This window comes from Mesobacterium pallidum (genome assembly GCF_019966535.1).
Lineage (GTDB): Bacteria > Pseudomonadota > Alphaproteobacteria > Rhodobacterales > Rhodobacteraceae > Mesobacterium > Mesobacterium pallidum.
This window is the reverse complement of sequence record NZ_JAIMID010000013.1, coordinates 83,514-104,329: the sequence shown is the minus strand read 5'-3', so window position 1 is coordinate 104,329 and position 20,816 is coordinate 83,514. Positions and strand designations below refer to the sequence as shown.

18 protein-coding genes are annotated in these 20,816 nt (G+C 68.0%); 13 read left to right on the top strand and 5 right to left on the bottom strand.

Features of this window, described 5'->3' with window-relative positions; genetic code table 11:
- Positions 1-2 precede the first annotated feature (2 nt).
- The gene (locus MF270_RS18330) at positions 3-962 is read left to right on the top strand and encodes an ABC transporter substrate-binding protein (RefSeq protein ID WP_238367228.1); all 960 of its coding nucleotides are present in this window, start codon (positions 3-5) and stop codon (positions 960-962) included.
- Positions 963-990: 28 nt separating this feature from the next.
- Here the strand turns inward: MF270_RS18330 and MF270_RS18325 are convergent, their stop codons facing one another.
- The 3 genes from MF270_RS18325 to MF270_RS18315 all read right to left on the bottom strand — a co-directional run bounded on the left by MF270_RS18325 (position 991) and on the right by MF270_RS18315 (position 3,346).
- Complete coding sequence (locus tag MF270_RS18325; protein WP_238367227.1) at positions 991-2,124, bottom strand: S8 family serine peptidase; 1,134 nt, start codon at positions 2,122-2,124, stop codon at positions 991-993.
- Between the two features lie 3 nt (positions 2,125-2,127).
- Positions 2,128-2,709 (bottom strand): anti-sigma factor, encoded by a 582-nt coding sequence (locus MF270_RS18320; protein ID WP_238367226.1) that lies wholly within the window; start codon positions 2,707-2,709, stop codon positions 2,128-2,130.
- Positions 2,710-2,776: 67 nt separating this feature from the next.
- Positions 2,777-3,346 carry an RNA polymerase sigma factor gene (locus MF270_RS18315; RefSeq protein WP_238367225.1) on the bottom strand — a complete coding sequence of 190 codons (570 nt, stop codon included), beginning with the start codon at positions 3,344-3,346 and terminating at the stop codon, positions 2,777-2,779.
- Between the two features lie 197 nt (positions 3,347-3,543).
- On the opposite strand from MF270_RS18315, the gene MF270_RS18310 reads away from it, so the two are divergent.
- A complete protein-coding gene (locus MF270_RS18310) occupies positions 3,544-6,825 on the top strand; it encodes a calcium-binding protein (protein ID WP_238367224.1) in 3,282 nt (1,093 codons plus the stop codon).
- A 67-nt stretch (positions 6,826-6,892) separates the two neighbouring features.
- On the opposite strand, the gene MF270_RS18305 is transcribed toward MF270_RS18310, so the two are convergent.
- Positions 6,893-7,768 (bottom strand): sulfotransferase domain-containing protein, encoded by an 876-nt coding sequence (locus tag MF270_RS18305; protein ID WP_238367223.1) that lies wholly within the window; start codon positions 7,766-7,768, stop codon positions 6,893-6,895.
- Between the two features lie 189 nt (positions 7,769-7,957).
- On the opposite strand from MF270_RS18305, the gene MF270_RS18300 reads away from it, so the two are divergent.
- Complete coding sequence (locus tag MF270_RS18300; protein WP_238367222.1) at positions 7,958-10,249, top strand: arginine/lysine/ornithine decarboxylase; 2,292 nt, start codon at positions 7,958-7,960, stop codon at positions 10,247-10,249.
- A 153-nt stretch (positions 10,250-10,402) separates the two neighbouring features.
- Positions 10,403-10,771, top strand: coding sequence for a globin family protein (locus tag MF270_RS18295; RefSeq protein WP_238367221.1), 369 nt, complete (start codon positions 10,403-10,405; stop codon positions 10,769-10,771).
- A 21-nt stretch (positions 10,772-10,792) separates the two neighbouring features.
- Here MF270_RS18295 and MF270_RS18290 read toward each other — a convergent pair whose 3' ends face one another.
- A complete protein-coding gene (locus tag MF270_RS18290) occupies positions 10,793-11,749 on the bottom strand; it encodes a nucleoside hydrolase (RefSeq protein WP_238367220.1) in 957 nt (318 codons plus the stop codon).
- Positions 11,750-11,917: 168 nt separating this feature from the next.
- On the opposite strand from MF270_RS18290, the gene MF270_RS18285 reads away from it, so the two are divergent.
- The 9 genes from MF270_RS18285 (at position 11,918) to MF270_RS18245 (ending at position 20,814) form a co-directional block, all read left to right on the top strand.
- Positions 11,918-12,892, top strand: a complete 975-nt coding sequence (locus tag MF270_RS18285) for an isopenicillin N synthase family dioxygenase (protein WP_238367219.1) — start codon at positions 11,918-11,920, stop codon at positions 12,890-12,892.
- An 86-nt stretch (positions 12,893-12,978) separates the two neighbouring features.
- Positions 12,979-14,001: an ABC transporter substrate-binding protein gene (locus tag MF270_RS18280; protein WP_238367218.1), complete on the top strand. Its 1,023-nt coding sequence runs from the start codon at positions 12,979-12,981 to the stop codon at positions 13,999-14,001.
- Between the two features lie 77 nt (positions 14,002-14,078).
- Positions 14,079-15,155, top strand: a complete 1,077-nt coding sequence (locus MF270_RS18275) for an ABC transporter ATP-binding protein (RefSeq protein ID WP_238367217.1) — start codon at positions 14,079-14,081, stop codon at positions 15,153-15,155.
- Positions 15,152-15,991, top strand: coding sequence for an ABC transporter permease (locus tag MF270_RS18270; RefSeq protein WP_238367216.1), 840 nt, complete (start codon positions 15,152-15,154; stop codon positions 15,989-15,991). The genes MF270_RS18275 and MF270_RS18270 overlap by 4 nt, the downstream gene beginning before the upstream one ends.
- Positions 15,992-15,994: 3 nt before the next feature.
- Positions 15,995-16,774: an ABC transporter permease gene (locus MF270_RS18265; RefSeq protein ID WP_238367215.1), complete on the top strand. Its 780-nt coding sequence runs from the start codon at positions 15,995-15,997 to the stop codon at positions 16,772-16,774.
- Between the two features lie 5 nt (positions 16,775-16,779).
- Positions 16,780-17,475, top strand: coding sequence for a GntR family transcriptional regulator (locus tag MF270_RS18260; RefSeq protein WP_238367214.1), 696 nt, complete (start codon positions 16,780-16,782; stop codon positions 17,473-17,475).
- Entirely contained in the window at positions 17,468-18,376 is a 909-nt protein-coding gene (locus MF270_RS18255) for an NAD(P)-dependent oxidoreductase (protein ID WP_238367213.1), read from the top strand. Before MF270_RS18260 ends, MF270_RS18255 begins: the two co-directional genes overlap by 8 nt.
- Before the next feature lie 528 nt (positions 18,377-18,904).
- Entirely contained in the window at positions 18,905-20,215 is a 1,311-nt protein-coding gene (locus tag MF270_RS18250; protein ID WP_238367212.1) for an ABC1 kinase family protein, read from the top strand.
- 110 nt (positions 20,216-20,325) lie between these two features.
- Positions 20,326-20,814 carry a peptidase associated/transthyretin-like domain-containing protein gene (locus tag MF270_RS18245; protein WP_238367211.1) on the top strand — a complete coding sequence of 163 codons (489 nt, stop codon included), beginning with the start codon at positions 20,326-20,328 and terminating at the stop codon, positions 20,812-20,814.
- The last annotated feature ends 2 nt before the right edge of the window (positions 20,815-20,816 follow it).

Sequence of the window (20,816 nt, the reverse complement as noted above, 5' to 3'; positions counted from 1 at the left end):
ACATGAAACATCTTTCCATCCTTGCCCTCGCCTCTGCTCTCGCCGCGCCAATGGCAAGTGCCGAAGAGCTGACCTTTGCCTGGTCCCCGAACCCGCAGACCCCGCAGGTCGATATCGCGATCCAGAAGGGCTATTTCGAAGAAGCCGGCCTCGATATCGAGTTCGTCGCCTTCCGCACCGGCCGCGAGGGGTTCGAGGCGATGATCGGCGGCCAGGTCGACGTGACCTTCATGGCCGAGTTTCCGGCCGCCGTGGGCGCGCTGACCGGGCAGGAATTCGTCGTGATCGGCGATCTCGCGCGCTATACCGGCAGCAAGGTGATCGTGAACACCGCCTCGGGCGAGGTGGCGACCCCCGCTGACCTCGCCGGCAAGCGGATCGGCACGACGATCGGCACCAACGTGAACTTCTACCTCGACAAGGTGCTGTCGGAGGCCGGGGTCGCGGCCGAGGTCGTGGGCGCCGCCCCGCCGGACCTCGTGCCGGCGCTGGCGCGCGGCGACCTCGACGCCATCGTGCCCTTCCCGACCTTCTACACCGCCGCGGCCGAGACGCTGGGCGACGATTACGCCGAGCTGCGCGTGCCGGGCTACGAGGTCCACTACATCCTCGCCGCCACGCCCGAGATGGCGACGGAACGCAGCGACGTGCTGGATGCCTTCATGGGGGCGCTGGCCAAGGCCGATGCCGACGTGAAGGCCGACCCGCAGGCCGCGATGGAGGCCGTCAGCGCCTCCCTCCAGGGCGCGATGACGCCCGAGGCGCTGGCAGCCATGTGGCAGGACGTCGAGATCGGGCTGACGCTCGACAAGGGGCTGGCCGAGCTGCTGTCGGCCGAGGCGGACTGGGTTCTTTCCAAGGGCGTGGTCAAGGGCGAGGCGGTCAGCCCCGAGGCGATGCTCGAAACCTTCGCCCCCGCCGCGCTGGAAAAGGCCGCCCCGGCGGCCGTGTCGCTGAACTGACCACGCGCGGCCCCGCAAGGGGCCGCGTCTAGCACCCGTTCGGCGCGCGTAGCAGCCCCGCGCCGAACACCTTGTCCGGGCCCCGGGCGCCCATGTCCTCGGCCCGGGCGGCCAGCCCCGCGCGCAGGTCTGCGACGTCGCGATGCGCCAGCGCCGGGTCGGCCGCCACCACGGCGGTGACGAAGGGCGCGGCCATCGACGTCCCGCTCGACACCGTCAACTTGCCGCCCGGGCTCAGCAGGATGTCGACCCCCGGCGCCGCGATGTCCACGTGATCGCCCTGCACCGCGCGGCGGTAGATCGCGCCGTCGGCGTCCACCGCCGTCACCGCCAGCGCGAAGGGGAAGGCCGCCGGAAAGCGCGGCGGGGCCGCGGGGCCGGCATTGCCGACCGCCGCGATCAGCACCATGCCCTCGTCCGCCGCGCGTTCCATGGCGCGGGCGAGCAGCTTGTTGCGCGGCCCGGCGAGACTGATGTTGACGACGTCCACGTCCTGCGCGGCCAGCCAGTCGAGCCCGCGCAGGATCGACACGACCCCCGCCGCATCCCCCGCGCCCAGCCCCGGGTCGATCACGTTGGCGCTGTAAAGCGTGGTGCCCCGCAGCCGCCCCGGCCCGACCAGCAGCTCGGCCATGCGGGTGCCGTGATCGTTGCGCGGCGGAGCGTCGCTGCCGGTGAAACTTTCCTGCCGGATGCGCCCGTCGGCAAGGCCCGGGTAGCCCGGCTGCACCCCGGCATCCAGCAGCCCGACGCGCGACCGCGCGCGGCAGCCGCCCGCCGGCCAGCCGATCATCTGCGCGGCATAGCCCCCGCGCCCCTCGGCCGGCCGGCTTTGCAGGGTGTACAGGTGATTGGCACCGGATGTGATACCGGGCACCTCGGCCTCGGTTTCCGCGATGGCCTGCGCGAGGGTCCGGCCTGCGGGGATGCCCAGCACCACCATCGTGTCGCCAAGGGTGCCGAGGCGGTAGACCGCCCGCACCTCGTAGCCCAGCGCCGTGACGCGATCGATCAGCAGCTGCGGGTCATCCGCGGTCAGCACCACCAGTTCCTGCATGTCCGCCACCGCGTAGGTGTTGCCGTCGGGATGCGGAACGCGTGGCAGGACGGTGTCAGTGCAGGATGCGAGGGCCAGGAGCAGCAGCAGGGTCAAGCGGCGCATCATTTATTCCTCGGAAACCAGGTCGATCAGCGGCGAGGCGGCCAGTGCTGCGCGCGCGGCCGCGAGATCCTCGGCGCTGTCGAAGGCGAGGCGGAAGAGGCCGATGGCGCTGGGTCCGTCCACCACCCGCGCGCCGATCTCGCGCAAGAGCGCCTGCGTCTCGGCCATCTGCGCGTCGGCGGTGAAGGCGACGGCGAGTACGAAGCCCTCGGCCTCCTCCGACACCGTTCGATAGGTCGGTGCGTCTCCGGGGGCGGTGGCGATGTAGGCGCCCTGCCCCAGCACCAGCGCGCCCAGCACGACGGCCGCCACGCGCCAGAAGGCCGTGCGGGGCGTAGTGGGGACGTTCGCGGGTGCGCTGCGTTTGATCTCTGCCTCGAGCCGGCGCCAGCCGAGCTCCCGCGTGTCGGGGCCATCCGTCGCGTCGCCGAGGGCGCCCTTGAGCGCCGAGGTCATCGCCAGTTCTGCCCGCAGGGCGGGGTCGCCCTCGGCCGCCGCCTCGATCCGGGCGCGGAGCTCCGCATCGGCCCGGCCGTGGGTATAGGCCAGGAGGTCCTCTTCGCTGAAATTGCGCTGGCTGGTCATGGCTGGCTCCTTTGCGAAAACTCGTGCTCACAAGGGTTGGACGGGCCAGCGGGCAAAAGGTTCGAAATCATTTCCGCCCCTTTCCCGAGAGGCAGCGCAGCAACAGCTGCTTGGCGGCGTGGATGCGGCTTTTGACAGTGCCCTCGGGCACCGCCTCGATCCCCGCGATCTCGGCCAGGGGCATCTCTTCGTAATAGGCCAGGTGAACGACGGCGCGCTGGCGCTCGGGCAGCGCCTCGACGCAGGCGCGCAGGCGGGCCGCGTCCTGCACCGCGCCCAGCGCCGCCTCGGGATCGGGCGTGTCGTCGGGGAGCTGGTCGTCGGGATCGCCCAAGGTGACGCGCGCCTGCTTGCGGATCACATCGACCACCTTGTTGCGCGCGATCGTCAGCATCCAGCTGCGCACACTCGACCGCCCCTGGAACCCCGCCGCCCCGCGCCAGACGGTCAGCATGGTGTCATGCACGATGTCCGCCGCCTCGGCCTCGTCCCGCACGCGGCCGCGCACGAACCGGGTCATGGCATCGGCATGGGCCATATAAAGCGCCTTCATCGCGGCCATGTCGCCATCCGCGACCCGCGCCAGCAGCGCGGTATCCCCGTCGGCATCGGTTTTTCGTCCTGCGGCGCCCAGCATGGCGCCTTTCTAATCCGAGGCCCGGCGGCCATCCAACCGCAAATTGAACGGCCCGGCGACTTGCCGTCACGTCCCTGCCATATCCGCTGCCGGAACGCGCAGGAGATTTCCACGATTTTTTTTCGAACCTTTTTCCGCCGCGCCCGACCAATCCACATAACCGCCCCGCCGGGGCACAGCATTTCAGGAGAAAGACCATGGCGATCATCAATGGCAACAACGACGCGAACCTTCTTGTCGGCACCGAGGATGCCGACCTCATCGACGCGAACAGCGGCAATGACACGCTCGAGGGCCTTGGTGGCGACGACACGCTTTTCGGCGACGATGGGGAAGACCTGCTGCAGGGCGGCGACGGCACCGACAGCCTGGTCGGCGGCAACGGGGCCGACACGCTGGCCGGCGGCGCCGGGGCGGATGTGCTCGAGGGCAACGGCGGCGCGGATTTCGCCGATTACTCGACCTCGGACGCGGGCGTCACCGTCGCGCTGAACGAAGGCATCGGCGCCGGCGGCCACGCGACGGGCGACACCTATAGTGGCATCGACGGCCTCATCGGCTCGGCCTTCGACGACCGCTTCATCCTGCGGCTGACGAGCGGCAACAACGGCTTTGTCGGCTTTGATGGCGGCGACGGGTTCGACACGCTGACGCTGCAGGAGTTCAACGACTTCGGCGGCGATCTGTTCACCAATATCGAGGCGATCGAGATCAACGACACCACCAGCGGCACGCGTGGCTTTGGCCTGCGGTCCGACCAGGTGCAGGGGCTGGAGCAGGTGACCCTGGTGCAGAACGCGGGCGGCAACAGCATCGCCATGGACTTCACCGTCGACAATGGGGTGGAGCTGGACCTGTCGGGCATCACCTTCACCGGCTTCGACGCGGGCCACAGCACCTTCCTGTCCGGCACGGGCAGCGCCGAGCGGATGACCGGATCGCATATCGCCGACCTGGTGCGCAGCGGCGGCGGGGATGACACCGTGTTTGGCGAGGCGGGCAACGACACGCTGGATGGCCGCGACGGGAACGACATCCTGGACGGCGGCGAAGGCGACGATTCGCTGATCGGCAACAACGGCAACGACCTGCTGTTGGGTGGTGACGGCGCCGACACGCTGGACGGCAACGACGGCGCCGACACGTTGGAAGGCGGCGCAGGCGCGGACGTGCTCAACGGTGGCAGCGGGCCGGATTTCGTCAGCTATGCCAGCTCGGACGCCGCTGTCATCGTGTCGCTCAACGAAGGCGTCGGCCAGGGCGGCCAGGCGACGGGGGACACCTACAGTGGTATCGACGGCATCATCGGATCGGCCTTTGATGACGTTTTCAGACAGCGCGTCGCGGTCGGCAACAACGGCTTTCTCGGCTTTGACGGCGGCGACGGGTTCGACACGGTCGAATTGCAGGAGTTCAACGACTTCCGCAACGACCTGCTGATCAACGTCGAACGGATCTTCATCAATGAGACGACCTCGGGGCGGCGCGGTTTCGACGCCACTTCCTCGCAGATGGTCGGGGTAGAGCAGATCGAGGTGCTGTCCGCGCCCGACAATATCATCGAGCTGTTCGTGCAGCACGATGGGTTCGAGGTCGACCTGTCGCATATCGAGATGATCGGCTTTGACGGCAACGACACGATCCGCATCGACGGCAACGGCAGCGACAACGACATCACCGGCACCACGGCCAACGACCGGATCGCCGGCGGCGGCGGGCGCGACGTGATCGAAGGCGGCTCCGGCGACGACACGATCTTCGGCGGCGATGGTGCCGATACGCTGGTCGGCGGCGAAGGGGCGGATTTCCTGGACGGCGGCAGCGGCCACGACATCGCCGATTACAGCGCCTCGGACGCCGGTGTCGACGTGACGCTGCAGGGACAGGGTTTCGGCGGCCATGCCGAGGGCGACCAGCTGACCGCCATCGACGGGCTGTCCGGGTCGCTCTTCGACGACCGGCTGGTCGGCAAGGACGATGGCAACCAGTTGCTGGGCCTTGACGGTGACGACACGCTCATCGGCCAGTCGGGCAACGACAGCATGATCGGCGGCGCGGGCAACGACAGCCTCGATGGCGGCAACAACGAAGACATGCTGAACGGCGGGGCCGGCGATGACTTTCTGGATGCCGGCAGCGGCAATGACATCGTGCTGGGCGGGGCCGGCGCCGACACGCTGATCGGCGGCTCGGGCAACGACGTGATGGCGGGCGGCACCGGCGACGACATCTTCTTTGGCGGCGCCGGGACCGATTTCCACGACGGCGGCACCGGGTTCGACATCGTCACCTACGAGACCTCGACCTCCGGGATCGGCATCGACCTGCAACTGTCGACCAACAGCTTCGGCGACGGCACCTTCGATTTCTTCTCGGATATCGAGCAGTTCCGCGGCTCGGCCTTCAACGACCGGATGGCGGGCGACCTGCTGGACAACCGGTTCGAAGGCGGCCTGGGCGCCGACACGCTGGACGGCGGGGTCGGGTCGGACTGGGCGATCTACGCAAGCTCGGTCGAGGCAGTCGACGTGGATCTCGAGCGGGCCAGCCAGCTTGGCGGCGACGCCCAGGGTGACGTGCTGGCCCGGATCGAGAACGTCGAGGGGTCGGACAACGGCGATGCTCTGGCCGGCGACCAAGGCGCGAATGTGCTGACGGGCGAAGGCGGCGACGACGTGCTGTCGGGCCGCGGCGGCGCCGACCTGATCGACGGCGGCGCGGGCCGCGACCTTGTCGACGGCGGCACCGGGGCGGATACCCTCACGGGCGGCGCGGATGACGACACGCTGCTGGGCGGCGACGGCGAGGACGAGTTGACGGGCGGCGCCGGCAACGACGCGCTGGACGGCGGCGCCGACGACGACGTACTTGACGGCGGCGCGGGGTCGGACACGCTGGACGGCGGCTCCGGCAACGACACGCTGGACGGCGGCGGCCGCCGCGACACGCTCGAGGGCGGAGACGGCGATGACCTGCTCTCGGGCGGCGCCGGGGCCGACGCGCTGAGCGGCAGCACGGGCCGCGACACGATCGACGGCGGCACCGGCAATGACGACCTGTTCGGCGGCGGCGATGACGACCTGCTGCGCGGCGATAGCGGGGCCGACCGGCTGTTCGGCGCGGCCGGCGACGACAGTGCCTTCGGCGGGGCCGGCAACGATTCGATCTTCGGTGGCAACGGCGCCGACCTCATCGAAGGTGGCGCGGGCAACGACCTGCTGACCGGTGGCGCGGACGCGGACACCTTTGTCTTTGCGGGGGCTTTCGGGGCCGACGTGATCACCGATTTCGACGCCCTCGACACCGCCGAGGTCATCGACCTGAGCGGCGTGGCCGCGATCACCGGCTTCTTCGATCTGAGGACCAACCACATGACCCAGGACGGCGCGGACGTGCTGATCGATGCCGGCGACGGCAACACGATCCGGCTCGAGGGCATGTTGGAGGGCGACCTGGGCGGCGACGACTTCCTGTTCTGATCGCCGAACCCCGCAAGACCAGAGGCCACGCATCCCGGCGGCGCGTGGCCTTCGCCGTTTCAAGCCCTCAGAACGGGCCCGATCCGGTCTCGAGCCAGAGGCGGTCTTCGGGCGTCAGCTCTGCCGCCATGATCGCGTCGTAGGCCGAGATCTCTTCGTCGCTCAGCGCCGCGCGCCACTTGCCACTGGTGCCGCTGTCGAAGAACCCGGCATCGGACTTGAAGAACCCCTTGCCGCCCGCAGGGGCGAAGCGCGCGGCGTTGCGCTTCATGTTCTCGAAACCGGCCGCCTCGACCAGTTGCGCCATCACCGGCGCGGGATGCGCGACCCCGAGGATCGCGGCCAGCCGGTCGAAGGCGCCCGCGAGATCGCGTTGCATGTCCGCGTAGTGAAAGAGCGCGACGTTAGGTCGGTCCGCCAGCGCCCGGGCGGCGGTGTAGTGGCGCAGGATATGCGCCAGCGGCGTGGCATCGCACTCGGGCCCATCGGCCGAGCCGCCAAGGAAATGCGCAAAGGTCTTGGCCGGGTCGTCCGCGGGATACCAGGGCTCGAACACGTCAAGCGGCAGGTTGCGCACGTGGCGACGGAACGACAGGTGCGCGTCGAGCGGATGGCGAAAGACGCAGATGTATTGCGCCCCTTCGTCCAGCGGCAGCCCGTCCAGCGGCGTGTGGCTCTTCATGCTGCGCCGGTGGTCCATCGCCTCCAGCCGCGCCGTCACCTCGGCGATGTCGCGCGACCGGATGTCGACCCAGGGTGCGCGGATCGGCAGGTCCGTCTCGACCTGCGGATCGCCGCTGAGCAAGAGCGCGATCATGGTCTGCATCCAGGTCGTGCCGCTTTTCGGCGGGGTCACCACGATCACGTCACCCGGCCGGATCGCCACGTGATCCCAGCGGCGGCTGTCGGTCAGCGGGCCAAGGTAATGCGGTCTGTCGGTCATCACGGGGCCTCAAGGTCTGTGTCCGAAGGGAAGAACAGGCGCGCCCGGAACACAACTGCAAATGCGCAACCGGCGCCCCACCGCCCCATCGGCAAAGTGTTCACCGCGGGCCCATGCGGCCCCTTGACCTTGCGCCCCCGTGCTTCGACAACGGGGGGACCTCGTGCGCTGAACCAAGGGAACAGGCCAATGAAATTTCGCTTTCCGATCGTCATCATCGACGAGGATTTCCGGTCCGAGAACACCTCGGGCCTCGGCATCCGCGCCCTGGCCCAGGCCATCGAGGCCGAGGGGTTCGAAGTGCTGGGCGTGACCAGCTACGGCGACCTGTCGCAATTCGCCCAGCAGCAAAGCCGCGCCAGCGCCTTCGTGCTGTCGATCGACGACGAGGAGTTCAGCCCCGGCCCCGACCTCGACCCGGCCGTGGTGCAACTGCGCGCCTTCATCGAGGAAGTGCGCTGGAAGAACGCCGATGTGCCGATCTTCCTGCATGGCGAGACCAAGACCTCGCGCCACCTGCCCAACGACATCCTGCGCGAGCTGCACGGCTTCATCCACATGTTCGAGGATACGCCGGAATTCATCGCCAAGCACGTCATCCGCGAGGCCAAGGCCTATATCGAATACATCCAGCCGCCCTTCTTCAAGGCGCTGCTGGATTACGCCGAGGATGGCTCGTACTCGTGGCACTGCCCCGGCCATTCGGGGGGTGTCGCGTTTCTCAAGAGCCCGGTGGGGCAGATGTACCACCAGTTCTACGGCGAGAACATGCTGCGCGCCGATGTCTGCAACGCGGTCGAGGAACTGGGGCAGCTCTTGGACCACAATGGCGCCATCGGCGAGTCCGAAAAGAACGCGGCGCGGATCTTCAACGCCGACCACTGCTTTTTCGTGACCAACGGCACCAGCACCTCGAACAAGATGGTCTGGCACCACACTGTCGCCCCCGGTGACGTGGTCGTGGTGGACCGCAATTGCCACAAGTCGATCCTGCATTCGATCATCATGTGCGGCGCGATCCCGGTGTTCCTCAAGCCCACGCGCAACCATTGGGGCATCATCGGCCCGATCCAGCGGTCCGAGTTCGAACCCGAGGCGATCAAGGCCAAGATCCGCGAGAACCCGCTGCTGGAGGGGGTGGACCCCGACACCGTGCAGCCGCGCATCATGACCGTGACCCAATCGACCTATGACGGGGTGCTTTACAACACCGAGGCGATCAAGGGCGCGCTGGACGGCTGGATCGAGAACCTGCATTTCGACGAGGCCTGGTTGCCCCATGCCGCGTTCCACCCGTTCTACGGCACCTACCACGCCATCGGTCACAAGCGGGAACGGTCCGAGAAATCCGTCACTTACGTGACGCAATCCGTGCACAAGCTGCTGGCCGGGATCTCCCAGGCCAGCCACGTTCTGGTCAAGGACGCCAAGGAGACGAAGCTTGACCGGCACCTCTTCAACGAGGCGTACCTGATGCACACCTCGACCTCGCCGCAATACTCGATCATCGCCTCCTGCGACGTGGCCGCGGCGATGATGGAGCCGCCGGGCGGCACCGCGCTGGTCGAGGAATCCATCGTCGAAAGCCTCGAATTCCGCCGCGCCATGAAGAAGGTCGGCAAGGAATACGGCAACGAGTGGTGGTTCAAGGTCTGGGGGCCGGACGATTTCGACGAGAACGAGGATGGCATGGGCCGCGCCAAGGACTGGCAGCTCAAGCGCACCGACAGCGAAGGCGTAGAGCCGGGCGGCAAGGACAGCTGGCACGGCTTTGGCGACATGGCGCGCGATTTCAACATGCTGGACCCGATCAAGGCGACGATCATCACGCCGGGCCTGGATATCGAGGGCATGTTCGGCGAGACGGGCATCCCCGCGTCGATCGTGTCCAAGTACCTCACCGAACATGGCGTGGTGGTCGAGAAGACCGGGCTTTATTCGTTCTTCATCATGTTCACCATCGGCATCACCAAGGGCCGGTGGAACACGCTGCTGGCCGCGCTGCAGCAGTTCAAGGACGATTACGACCGCAACAACCCGCTGTGGCGCGTCATGCCCGAGTTCTGCCAGGCCCAGCCGCGCTATGAACGCATGGGGCTGCGCGACCTCTGCCAGCATGTCCACGCGATGTATGCCAAGTACGACGTGGCCCGCCTGTCGACCGAGATCTACCTGAGCGACCACCACCCGGCCATGACGCCCTCGGACGCCTATGCCCATATCGCGCGGCGCAAGACCGAACGGGTGGCCATCGACGATCTCGAGGGGCGGATCACCACCTCGCTGGTGACCCCCTACCCGCCGGGCATCCCGCTGCTGATCCCGGGCGAGGTCTTCAACGCCAAGATCGTGGATTACCTGCGCTTCAACCGCGAGTTCGCGCGCGAATGCCCGGGGTTCGAGACGGACATCCACGGGCTGGTGCAAGAGACCGGTCCGAACGGCGAACGGCTGTACTTCGCCGATTGCGTGGCGGGCTGACGCGGGGGGCCGCATCTGCCCGACGTTCGACGCTGCAGCAATCGGGCCGCCGCCGGCGGCCTGGACGTGCTATGGTAGATCACGCACGCAGGAGGACCGACAGACATGACCCCCGAAAAGATCGCGCTGGTATAATGCAGCTTCCGGCAAGTTATGCCGATTGCCGGCCCGGCGGCCGACATCTTCTATGACAGGCTGTTCGAGATCGCGCCGCAGGTCCGGCCGCTTTTTCCCGAGGATATGACCGACCAGAAGAAGAAGCTGATGCAGATGCTCGCCGTCGCGGTGAACGGGTTGACGAAGCTGGACGAGATCCTGCCTGCCGTGCAGGACCTTGGCCGGCGTCACGCCGGTTACGCCGTGACGTCCGAGCATTACGATCACGTGGGCGCGGCGCTGATCTTTACCCTCGGCAAGGGTCTGGGCGACGATTTCACGCCCGAGACGCGGGAGGCCTGGGTCGAGACCTATGGCGTGCTCGCCTCGGTCATGATCGAGGCGCAGGAGGGCGCCGCCGCCTGATCCCGCCCGCGCTGCGCCGCGTCAGTCGCGCCCGCGTCCCGGCAACTGCATCAGGGCCGTCTTCATCCGCCGGTAAAGCTCGGCCGGGTCATGGCAGCCGTTCAGCCAGAGGCAGTTGTCCGGCTTCCCGGTCTGGCGCAGCCAGTCCACTACCGTCATGCCCGTCGTCAGCTCACCCGCGCATTCCACGTCGACGGGGCAGAGCCGCCCGGTGAACAGCTCGGGCCACAAGAGCGCGCCGACCGCCACCGCATCGTGCAGGGGGCGCGACTGCGTGCCGTACTTGGCGTTACCGTAGCGCTCGAAGAACCGCATCATGCCGCCGCAGGCCCGCATGACCTCGGTGCCTTCCGCCTCGAGCTCGGCCGACCAGTTCACCGGTGCGGGGGCGGCATGGGTGCAGTCCAGCGGCACTGCCGTCACCGGGATGCCGGCGCCAAGCACGATCCGCGCCGCCTCGGGGTCGACAAGGATGTTGTACTCGGCCGCCGGGCTCATGTTGCCGCCCTCGAAATAGCCGCCGCCCATGAAGACGATGCGGGCGATGTTGTCCGCGATGCGCGGCTCGCGCCGCAGGGCGAGCGCGATATTGGTCTGCGGCCCCAGCACGATCAGCGTCACCGGCGCGGGATGGGCCAGGACCGATCGCACGATGAAATCGACCGCGTGGCCCTCGGCCGGGCCCTGCTTGGCCAGCGCCCAGTCCCAGCCGTCGATGCCGGTCTCGCCGTGGATCTCGGGCACGGGGCGCGGCGCGCGCAGCAGCGGGCGGTCGGACCCGGCATGAACCGGCACGGCGCCACGTCCGGCCAGTTCGACGATGCGGCGCGCATTGTCTGTCGTCTGCGCCAGCCCCATGTTGCCCGCCACCGTGGTCAGCCCCAGCACCTCGAGCTCGGGCGCGCCCAGCGCCAAAAGAATCGCAAAGGCATCGTCCTGCCCGGGGTCGGTATCGATGATGACGGGGGTTTTCGGCATGGCTTCTCTCCTGTCGCACGGCCAAGTGTCACCGAAATGGTGACTGCGCGCTGCATTTTTATGCGGATGTCACGTCTGACCCGGTTTTTTGCACGAGGTGGGGCCGTTGCCGCTTCCCATGCGTCACTCGCCGGATACTGTATACAGTATGCATAGAGGAGATCGCGAATGAAAGGCGAATTCGACAACATCCCGATCGTCGACCTGTCCGGCCTGGCGGCCGGAGCCAGCGACGAAGCCCGGGCTGCCACCGTCGCCGCATTGAAGGAAGCGCTGGAGGTGTCGGGCTTTGCCTACCTGGCCAACCACGGCGTGCCCGAGGACCTGGTCGAGCGGATGCGCGAGGCGAACATGGCCTTCCACGACCTGCCGCTGGACGAGAAACTGAAGCTCAGGATCAATGGCTACCACCGCGGCTACATGCCGATGTCGACCTCGACCATCGTGACCTCTTCGGTCGACAAGGTGACCAAGCCGAACCAGTCCGAAAGCCTGATGATCATGCACGAGGTGCCCGAAGGCTCGCCCAATGCCGGCAAGCCGTTGCAGGGGCCGAACCAGTTCCCCGAGAGCCTGCCTCAAGTCGAGGAGACCGCCCTTGCCTACATGGCCGAGATGACGGCGCTGGGCGCCCGCATCGCCGGCGGCCTGGCCGAGGCGCTGGGACTCGACCGCGACTGGTTCGACCAGTTCTTCGAGGACCCGACCCTGTTCCTGCGGCTGCTGCACTACCCCGAGCAGCCGGACGAGGACAAGCTGTTCGGCTCGGCCCCACATACCGATTACGGCTTTGTGACGCTGCTCAAGCAGGACAATGTCGGCGGGCTCGAGGTGCGCAACAAGCACGGCGAGTGGATCCCCGCGCCGCCGATCGACGGCACCTTCGTGATGAACGTGGGCGACATCCTGGCCAAATGGTCGAACGGACGCTTTGTCTCGACCCCGCACCGGGTGCGCAACCTCAGCCCGAACGACCGCTATTCGCAGCCCTTCTTCTACGATCCGTCCATGAGCGCGCTGGTCGAATGCCCGCCCGCCATGCTCGAGGCCGGGGAAACGCCCCGGATGACGCCGGTGCTTTACGGCGACTACCTGCTGGACCGGCTGAACCGCAACTACGACTACCGGAAAGAAGCGTCCTGACGGGGCCGGCAACGGCACCGAACTGGCACCCATAACGGCACCTACAACAGGGAAACAGACATATGAAAGACTTCAATCGACGCCGCATGCTCCAGGCCCTCGTCGCGCTTGGCGGGGCCTCCATCGTCAACGCGCCCGCCGTCTACGCGCAGGCCAACAACCTGGTCATCACCACCTACGGCGGGTCGTGGGAAAAGTTCTGGCGCGACATCCTCGTGCCCGCCTTCACCGAACAATCCGGCATCGACCCGACGCTGGATATCGGCCTTGGCCGGGTCTACATGACCAACATGCGCGCCGCCGGCGCCGAGAACCCGCCCTACAGCTGCGTCATGACGAACGAGATCTACTCGACCGTGCTGCGCGAAGAAGGCTTCTTCGAGAAACTCGACCTTTCCAAGCTGCCGAACTACGCCGACCTCTACCCCGTCGCGACCGCCGCGTCGGACGGCTGGGCGGCCGTTGGCCTCATCTCGCCCATCGGGATCGGCTACCGCACCGACATGGTCTCCGAGGCACCGACCAAGTGGACCGACCTCTGGGACAACCCCGAGCTGGCCGGGCGGCTGGGCCTTTACAACATCGTCAACTCGGCCGGGAAGATGTTCCTGATGCTGACGTCCAAGATCTACGGATCGGGCATCGACGACCTCGACACCGGCTTTGCCAAGCTCAAGGAACTGGGCCGCGTCTACCAGACCGACTTCAACATGAGCACGGCCATGGCGACCGGCGAGATCGCCGTCGCACCCTTCGACTTCGGCGAGATCGCGCGCCTGCGCAATCAGGGCCTGCCGGTCGATTGCATCATCCCCGAAGAGGGCCTGATGATGTGGGACCAGACCTTCAACATCACCGCCAACACGCCGTCGCGCGAAGAGGCCTATGCCTATCTCGACTTCGTGCTCAGCCCGGTCGGCCAGGACCTCTTGATGCGTGAATTCTTCGTCTCGCCAGTCAACAAGAAGGTCACCGTCCCGGCCGAGCTGGCCAAGGACGTGCCCGTCTCGGGCGAGGCGATGTCGCAGTTCATCGCATGGGACTGGGACCTGATGAACGACAACGCCGAGGAAATCGCGCGCCGCTGGAACGAGATCTTCGGCGCCTGACCCCAATCCTCCCTGACTTCCCGCCCGGTCTCTCGTAGACTGGGCGGGCCTTTCCCACTTACCATCGCCGGATCCCCATGACCGAAGTCTCTTTGCGAGCGCTCCAGAAACTCTATGGCAAGACCCTCGCGCTCAAGGGCATTTCGCTGGACGTCGCCCATGGCGAGTTCGTGTCGCTGCTCGGTCCCTCGGGTTGCGGCAAGTCGACCACGCTGAAATGCATCGCCGGGTTCGAAGAGGTGTCCGACGGCCGTATCTGTTTCGACAACAAGGACATCTCGCGCAAGTTGCCCGAGGACCGCGACATCGGCATGGTGTTCCAGTCCTACGCCCTCTTTCCCCACATGACCGTGGCGCAGAACCTCGCCTTCGGGCTCGAGATGCGCCGCCTGTCGAAATCCGTGATCGCCGAGCGGGTGGCGAAAGCGATGGAGATGGTGCAGCTGACCCCCTACGCGGACCGTTTTCCCAAAGCGCTGTCGGGCGGGCAGCAGCAGCGCGTGGCGCTGGCGCGCGCGCTGGTGATCGAACCGGCGATCCTGCTGCTGGACGAACCGCTCGCCAACCTCGACGCCAAGCTGCGCAACGAGATGCGCGGCTTCATCCGCGACCTGCAAAAGCGCGTCGGCATCACCACGATCTACGTGACCCACGACCAGGACGAGGCGATGACCATGTCCGACCGGGTCGTCGTGATGTTCGACGGCGAAATCGCCCAGGCCGCCACACCTGAAGAGGTCTACGACCGCCCCGCGTCCGAGCGTGTGGCGCGCTTTGTCGGCAATGCCAACATCCTCGAGCTGCCGGTGATGGCGGTCCGCGACCGCGCGGCGGGCGGGTTCGACCTGACCTTGCCGGGCGGCACGCCGCTGCACCTGGCCGCCCCCGCCCCCTGGGCCAACGGCGCGCTGCGCGTGATGGCGCGGCCCGAACAGATCAGCCTGACCGATCCCGGCTTTGGCCAGCTGGGCGGCCGCGTCGCCAAGCGGTATTTCAGCGGCGGCCACGTCGAATATACCATCGACACGGATTGCGGTCCGTTGCTGGTGCTGGGCCCGACCACCCAGGCGGTGCACGAAGGGGACGCGGTTGGCCTGACCTTCGACGCATCGCGCCTCTGGCCGATGGCGCCCGAAAGCGGGGCCAAGCCGTGAAACGCTTTCGCTCCTACCTGCTGATCGCCCCGACGGCAGCGCTGATCTTTTTGTTCATCGTGCTGCCCTATGTCACCGTCCTGATCATGAGCTTCCGCGCCCCCGCGGACGGCCAGCCCTATGGCGAAGGCTTTTCGCTGGGTGGCTACGCGCAGTTCTTCGGGCAGGCCTACTATGCCTGGTCGCTGCCGCAGACGATCCTGCTGGGCATGGCCACGACGCTGATCTGCCTGGTGCTCGGCTACCCGATCGCGTTGCATATCGCGACCGCCTCGCGCAAATGGCGCGGGTTGCTCTACGGGATCGTGCTGTCGCCTCTGTTGATCGGCATCGTCGTGCGCAGCTACGGCTGGACGATCCTCTTGGGCAATTCCGGGGTCATCAACGCGACGCTTCGGAACCTCGGCGTGATCGACCGGCCCCTGCCGCTGATGTACAACAATTTCGGCGTGATCCTGGCACTGGCCCACGTGTTCCTGCCGTTCATGGTGCTGCCGCTGCTCTCGGCGCTGCAATCCATGGACCCGGCCATCGCGCAGGCGGCCCGGTCGCTGGGCGCGCGACGCTTCACCATTTTCCGGCGCGTGACCTTCCCGGTGTCGATGCCGGGCGTTCAGGCCGGCTGCATCCTGGTCTTCGTCCTTGCCATCTCGTCCTACGTGACCCCGGCGCTGGTCGGCGGCATGAGGGTCAAGACGACGACGCTGCTGGTGGTCGATGCGCTGATCGACCAGTTCCAATGGCCCTTCGGCTCGGCCATGGCGCTGGTGCTGGCCGTCTCGGCCGGGCTGATCGTGCTGATCTTTGCCCGCCTCACCCGCATGAAGTGGACCTGACCCATGCAGATCGCCACCCCTGTGCTCGCGCTGTTCCGCGTCTGCATCTATGCCTTCCTGCTGGCGCCGATCGTCGTGGTCGTGCTGGCGTCGTTCAACGCGGGCAACTTCCTGACCTTCCCGCCGCAGGGGCTGAGCCTGCGCTGGTTCTGGACCTTCCTGCAGAACGACGTCTTCCTCGACGCCATTGCCTATTCGGCGATCCTCGCCGCCGCCTCGACCGCCGTGTCGCTGGTGATCGGCACCATGGCCGCGCTCTACTTTGTCCGCCACGCGGGGCGCGAGGCCGAGACGGTGCGCGTCGGCGTGCTGCTGCCGCTGATCCTGCCCGAGATCCTGACCGCCATCGCGCTGCTGTTCTTCTTCTACGAGATCGGCATCGGGACCGAGCACAAGATCGCGCTCTTTACCGGGCACGTGCTGATGACCCTGCCCTTCGTCTTCCTGAACGTCACAACGTCGCTGCAGGGCCGCGACGATTCCGTCGAGCTGGCGGCGCGGACGCTGGGCGCCTCGCGCTACACCGCCTTCCGGCGCATCACCCTGCCGCTGATCGCCCCCGGGCTTGCCACAGGCGCGGTCTTTGCATTCATCATCAGTTTTGACACATTCGGCGTATCGTTCATCCTCAAGGGCACGGGCTCGGCCCCGCTGCCGATCCAGCTCTACGACTACCTGCGTTTCAATTTCACACCCGAGGCCGCCGCCGTGTCCACCGTTTCCATCCTGCTGACCCTTGTCCTTGTGACCGCCGCGGACCTGCTCTTCGGGCGTAAGGCCTGACCTTGGTGGAGGAACTGGACGCCCGGCTGAACATCCGCCCCATCGGCCTCGAGGTGGCGGACCGTCTCGAATCCGCCATCGTGCGCGAGGCCTTCGCCCCCGGCGAGGCGCTGCGCGAGCTCGAGATCTGCGCCCGTTTCGGCGTGTCCCGCTCGCCCCTGCGCGAGGCGTTCCAGATCCTGGAAAACCGCGGGCTGGTCGAACGCCGTCCGCGCCTTGGCACCCGCGTCACCGAGATGTCGGTCGAGAACCTGGACGAGATCGCGATCTGCCGCGCCCCGCTCGAGGCGACCTGCGCCAGTCTGCTGGCCGCGCATCCGGACCATGCCGTCATCGCGGCCGAGCTGCAGGTGCAGCTTGACGCCATGGACCGCGCCCGGCGCGAGAACCGCCCCACCGACGGGTTCGAGGCGAACGTGCGCATGACCGCGCTGCTGCACGCCCGCTGCGGCAACTCCGTGCTGCAAAAGCTGCTGCGCCAGCTGGACAGCCCGGCCCTGCGCTATCGCTACCACGCCTATGCCCGCGCGCCGCGGATGCTGGACGCGATGATCGACGGCAACACCCGCATGCTGGCTGCGATCCGCGCCGGGGACGAGCCGACCGCCCGTGCCGTCACCGAAGAGCTTGTGCGCGACGCCTGGCAGACCATGCGGCAATCCCTGCTCGAGACCTATCCGGCCGGGAACACCGATGGCTGAACGTCCCGACATCGCCCTGCTGGGCTACATGATGGACTCGGTTGTCGATGCCCTGTCGGAGGTTGGCACCGTGATAAAGGCCGACGGCATCGCTGACCTGCCCGCCCCCCGCCGCGCCGCGATCCGCTGCGCCGTGACCTCGGCCGTGAACGGCGCGCGGCCCGCGTTGCTGGACCTGATGCCCGGGCTGTCGGACATCGTCTCGGCTGGCGCGGGGCGCGATCTCTTCGACATGGGCGACCTCGCCGCGCGGGGCGTAACGCTGCACGACACCGGCGACCTCGTCAGCTCGGACACGGCGGACATGGCGGTCGCGCTGCTGTACGCACTGGCCCGCGACATCGTCCGCGCCGACGCCCATGTGCGCAGCGGCACCTGGGCCGGGGCGCATTTCGGCAGCCGGGTCCGTGTCTCTGGCCGCAGCGTCGGCATCGTCGGCCTCGGCCGGATCGGGAGGCTGGTGGCCGAGCGGCTGGAGGGCTGCGGGTTGCGCCCCGTCTACCACGGCCGCAATCCGCGCCCGGACGCCCCCTGGCCCTATGAGCCCGACCTCGAAGCCTTGGCCGCCCGCGTCGATTTCCTGGTCCTGACCCTGCCCGGCGGGGCCGAGACCGAGCGGCTGATCGACGCCCGCATCCTGTCGGCCCTGGGCCCCGAGGGCTTCCTTGTCAACGTCGCCCGCGGCAGCGTGGTGGACGAAGAGGCGCTGATCGACGCGCTCTCCACCGGCCGGATCGCCGGCGCCGCGCTGGATGTCTTCCGAGGCGAGCCTGCCCCCGATCCGCGCTTTGCGGCCTTGCCGAACACGATCCTGACCCCGCATATCGCCGCGATCACCGGCAATTTCGCCGACGAGCTGGCGCAGGACATCCGGCGCCAGGTGGACGCCTGCCTCGGGTAACGGGGCTGGCGTTCAGCCGGCCGGGACGGCGGCGCGAGACCTCGTGCTCACGCCCCGAGGCGGCCTCTCTGCGAGTGCCGTCCCGGCCGCGCAGCTTGGGCGGGCGGATACGGTCGTCACCTACGCCGTGCTGCGCCTGTCGCCTGACCCGTCCCGCGGCATCCATCGGCCATGTGAGACTGCCGGGCAGGTCGCGGTAATCGCCGAACCGGGTCTGCCCGATCACGGGTTTCCTGGAAGGAACCGACCCCAGGGCAATCGCCGGATGTTTCAAATGGGCGCGTCCCATTGTTTGACCCGGCGCGTGGTTCGGAGGCGTTTCAGCTGTTTCAACCCGCAATGGCGAGACTGCGAAACACTGGCGGCAAAACCGGGAAAATGCCGCGTCGGCGGCGCGCCCCAGCCGGCTCTTGACGCCGCGGCCCTGCGGTCCATGTCCCGGTCATGGGCAAGCATGACGCCCATCTCGGTCCGGCCATGCACGGCCGGACCGGACTGCGCATGAGCTGACGCAAGGAGCCTGTTGCCATGGACGACCGCGCCGGGCCTTCACGCCCGCTCAAGGTTCCCGCCGGCCGGATGTCCCGCCTGGCCCGGCTGGGCGGGTTGACCGCGGGCGTCGCGGGCACCATGGCGCTCCAGGCGCTGGGAGACGTGGCGCGCGGCACGCGACCCGAGGCGCGTCGGCTGCTGATGACCCCCGGCAACCTGCGCCGCGTCGCCGACGAACTTGCGCGCATGCGCGGCGCCGCGATGAAGGTCGGCCAGATCCTGTCGATGGACGCCGGCGAACTGCTGCCGCCCGAGCTGGCGGGGATCCTGGCCCGGCTGCGCGACCAGGCACATGTGATGCCGCCATCGCAGCTGAAACAGGCGCTGACCGGGGCCTGGGGGCCGGACTGGCAGCGCGCCTTCCGGCAGTTCGACGTGCGCCCCGTGGCGGCGGCCAGCATCGGCCAGGTGCACCGCGCGACCCTGAAGGATGGGCGAACGCTGGCGATCAAGGTCCAGTACCCGGGGATCGCGCAAAGCATCGACAGCGACGTGGCCAATGTCGGTGCGCTGGTGCGCCTGTCTGGGCTGGTGCCGAAGGGCCTTGACCTGGCCCTCTACCTCGAGGAGGCCCGCCGCCAGCTGCACGAAGAAACCGACTACCTGCGCGAAGGGGCCCAGATGGAGCGCTTTGCCGCGCTGCTGGACGGTTCCGCGACGTTCGCGGTGCCCCGGTTCCACGCCGACTGGAGCGGCCGCAGCGTGCTGGCGATGGACTTCATGGCCGGCCGCCCGATCGAAAGCGTGGCGGCGCTGGACGCGGACGGGCGCAACCGGGTGATGGCAGCGCTGGTGGACCTCGCCCTGCGCGAGGTCTTCGCCTTCGGCGTGGTGCAGAGCGATCCGAACTTTGCCAATTACCTGCACAACGCCGATACCGGGCGGATCGTGCTGCTGGACTTCGGCGCGGTGCGGGACCTCGACGGGGGCGTCACGCAGGCCTATCGCGACCTGCTGCGCGCCGGGCTTGCCGGTGATGCAGGCGGCGTGCAGGCGGCGGCGCGGGACCTGGGGCTGATCGCCGGCGGCCCCTTCGATCCGCGCATCCTGCGGATGATCGCGCAGGTGCTCGACGCCATCGGCGCCGACCGGTTCGACTTTGCCGACCGGACCCTTGTCCGGCAGCTGAACGCCGAGGGCATGGCGCTGGCCGACGCCGGCTACGCCCCGCCGCCGGTACCGATGGACGTGCTCTACATCCAGCGCAAGCTGGGCGGGCTGTTCCTGCTGGGCAGCCGACTTGAGGCCCGGCTGTCCCTGCGCGAGATCATCGCGCCCTACCTCTGACGCCCGCCGACATGATCACAAGGGCGTGCAAGCAGGGCCGCCCCCCCTGCGCCGGCGCGATTCTGCGCTAGTCTATGTTCAGATGCCAATGCACCAAGGGAGGCTTCCGCATGACCCGACCGCCGATCACCCGCCGTGGATTTGCCGCATCCGGGGCCGCCGCGCTGCTGGCCGCGGGGGCCGGGCTGGCGGTGCCTGCCCGGGCGCAGGGCCTCGCCCCGACGGCTTCGATGCGCGGCGGCGCCAACAACTACCTGCCCGGCGCGCCCCTCGTCGACCGGATCGGCGGCGGTGGCTTTGTGATGTCCGGCACCGTGCGCCGGGCCGGCGATGGCGCCCCGCTGTCCGGGATCCGCATCCAGGTCTGGGCACATACCACCGAGGGGCGCGAACGCGACCCGCACAGCCATGGCGCCACCCTGACGGATGCGGACGGCCTGTTCCGGATCGAGATGCCGCAGATCGTGCCCGTCTTCGGACAGCCGCATGGCCACCTGGCCTATGACAGCGGCGCCTTCCAGACGGTGTTCCTGCGCCCGGTCATGGCCAGCGCGCGCGACACCAGCCTCAGCGCGGATTTCGTGCTGCAACCGGCCTGACC

What these genes read in the sequence shown, in the direction of transcription:
- MF270_RS18330 (WP_238367228.1), top strand. Translation starts at nt 3, where the DNA reads ATGAAACATCTTTCCATCCTTGCCCTCGCCTCTGCTCTCGCCGCGCCA.
- MF270_RS18325 (WP_238367227.1), bottom strand. Translation starts at nt 2,124, where the DNA reads ATGCGCCGCTTGACCCTGCTGCTGCTCCTGGCCCTCGCATCCTGCACT.
- MF270_RS18320 (WP_238367226.1), bottom strand. Translation starts at nt 2,709, where the DNA reads ATGACCAGCCAGCGCAATTTCAGCGAAGAGGACCTCCTGGCCTATACC.
- MF270_RS18315 (WP_238367225.1), bottom strand. Translation starts at nt 3,346, where the DNA reads ATGCTGGGCGCCGCAGGACGAAAAACCGATGCCGACGGGGATACCGCG.
- MF270_RS18310 (WP_238367224.1), top strand. Translation starts at nt 3,544, where the DNA reads ATGGCGATCATCAATGGCAACAACGACGCGAACCTTCTTGTCGGCACC.
- MF270_RS18305 (WP_238367223.1), bottom strand. Translation starts at nt 7,768, where the DNA reads ATGACCGACAGACCGCATTACCTTGGCCCGCTGACCGACAGCCGCCGC.
- MF270_RS18300 (WP_238367222.1), top strand. Translation starts at nt 7,958, where the DNA reads ATGAAATTTCGCTTTCCGATCGTCATCATCGACGAGGATTTCCGGTCC.
- MF270_RS18295 (WP_238367221.1), top strand. Translation starts at nt 10,403, where the DNA reads ATGCCGATTGCCGGCCCGGCGGCCGACATCTTCTATGACAGGCTGTTC.
- MF270_RS18290 (WP_238367220.1), bottom strand. Translation starts at nt 11,749, where the DNA reads ATGCCGAAAACCCCCGTCATCATCGATACCGACCCCGGGCAGGACGAT.
- MF270_RS18285 (WP_238367219.1), top strand. Translation starts at nt 11,918, where the DNA reads ATGAAAGGCGAATTCGACAACATCCCGATCGTCGACCTGTCCGGCCTG.
- MF270_RS18280 (WP_238367218.1), top strand. Translation starts at nt 12,979, where the DNA reads ATGCTCCAGGCCCTCGTCGCGCTTGGCGGGGCCTCCATCGTCAACGCG.
- MF270_RS18275 (WP_238367217.1), top strand. Translation starts at nt 14,079, where the DNA reads ATGACCGAAGTCTCTTTGCGAGCGCTCCAGAAACTCTATGGCAAGACC.
- MF270_RS18265 (WP_238367215.1), top strand. Translation starts at nt 15,995, where the DNA reads ATGCAGATCGCCACCCCTGTGCTCGCGCTGTTCCGCGTCTGCATCTAT.
- MF270_RS18255 (WP_238367213.1), top strand. Translation starts at nt 17,468, where the DNA reads ATGGCTGAACGTCCCGACATCGCCCTGCTGGGCTACATGATGGACTCG.
- MF270_RS18250 (WP_238367212.1), top strand. Translation starts at nt 18,905, where the DNA reads ATGGACGACCGCGCCGGGCCTTCACGCCCGCTCAAGGTTCCCGCCGGC.
- MF270_RS18245 (WP_238367211.1), top strand. Translation starts at nt 20,326, where the DNA reads ATGACCCGACCGCCGATCACCCGCCGTGGATTTGCCGCATCCGGGGCC.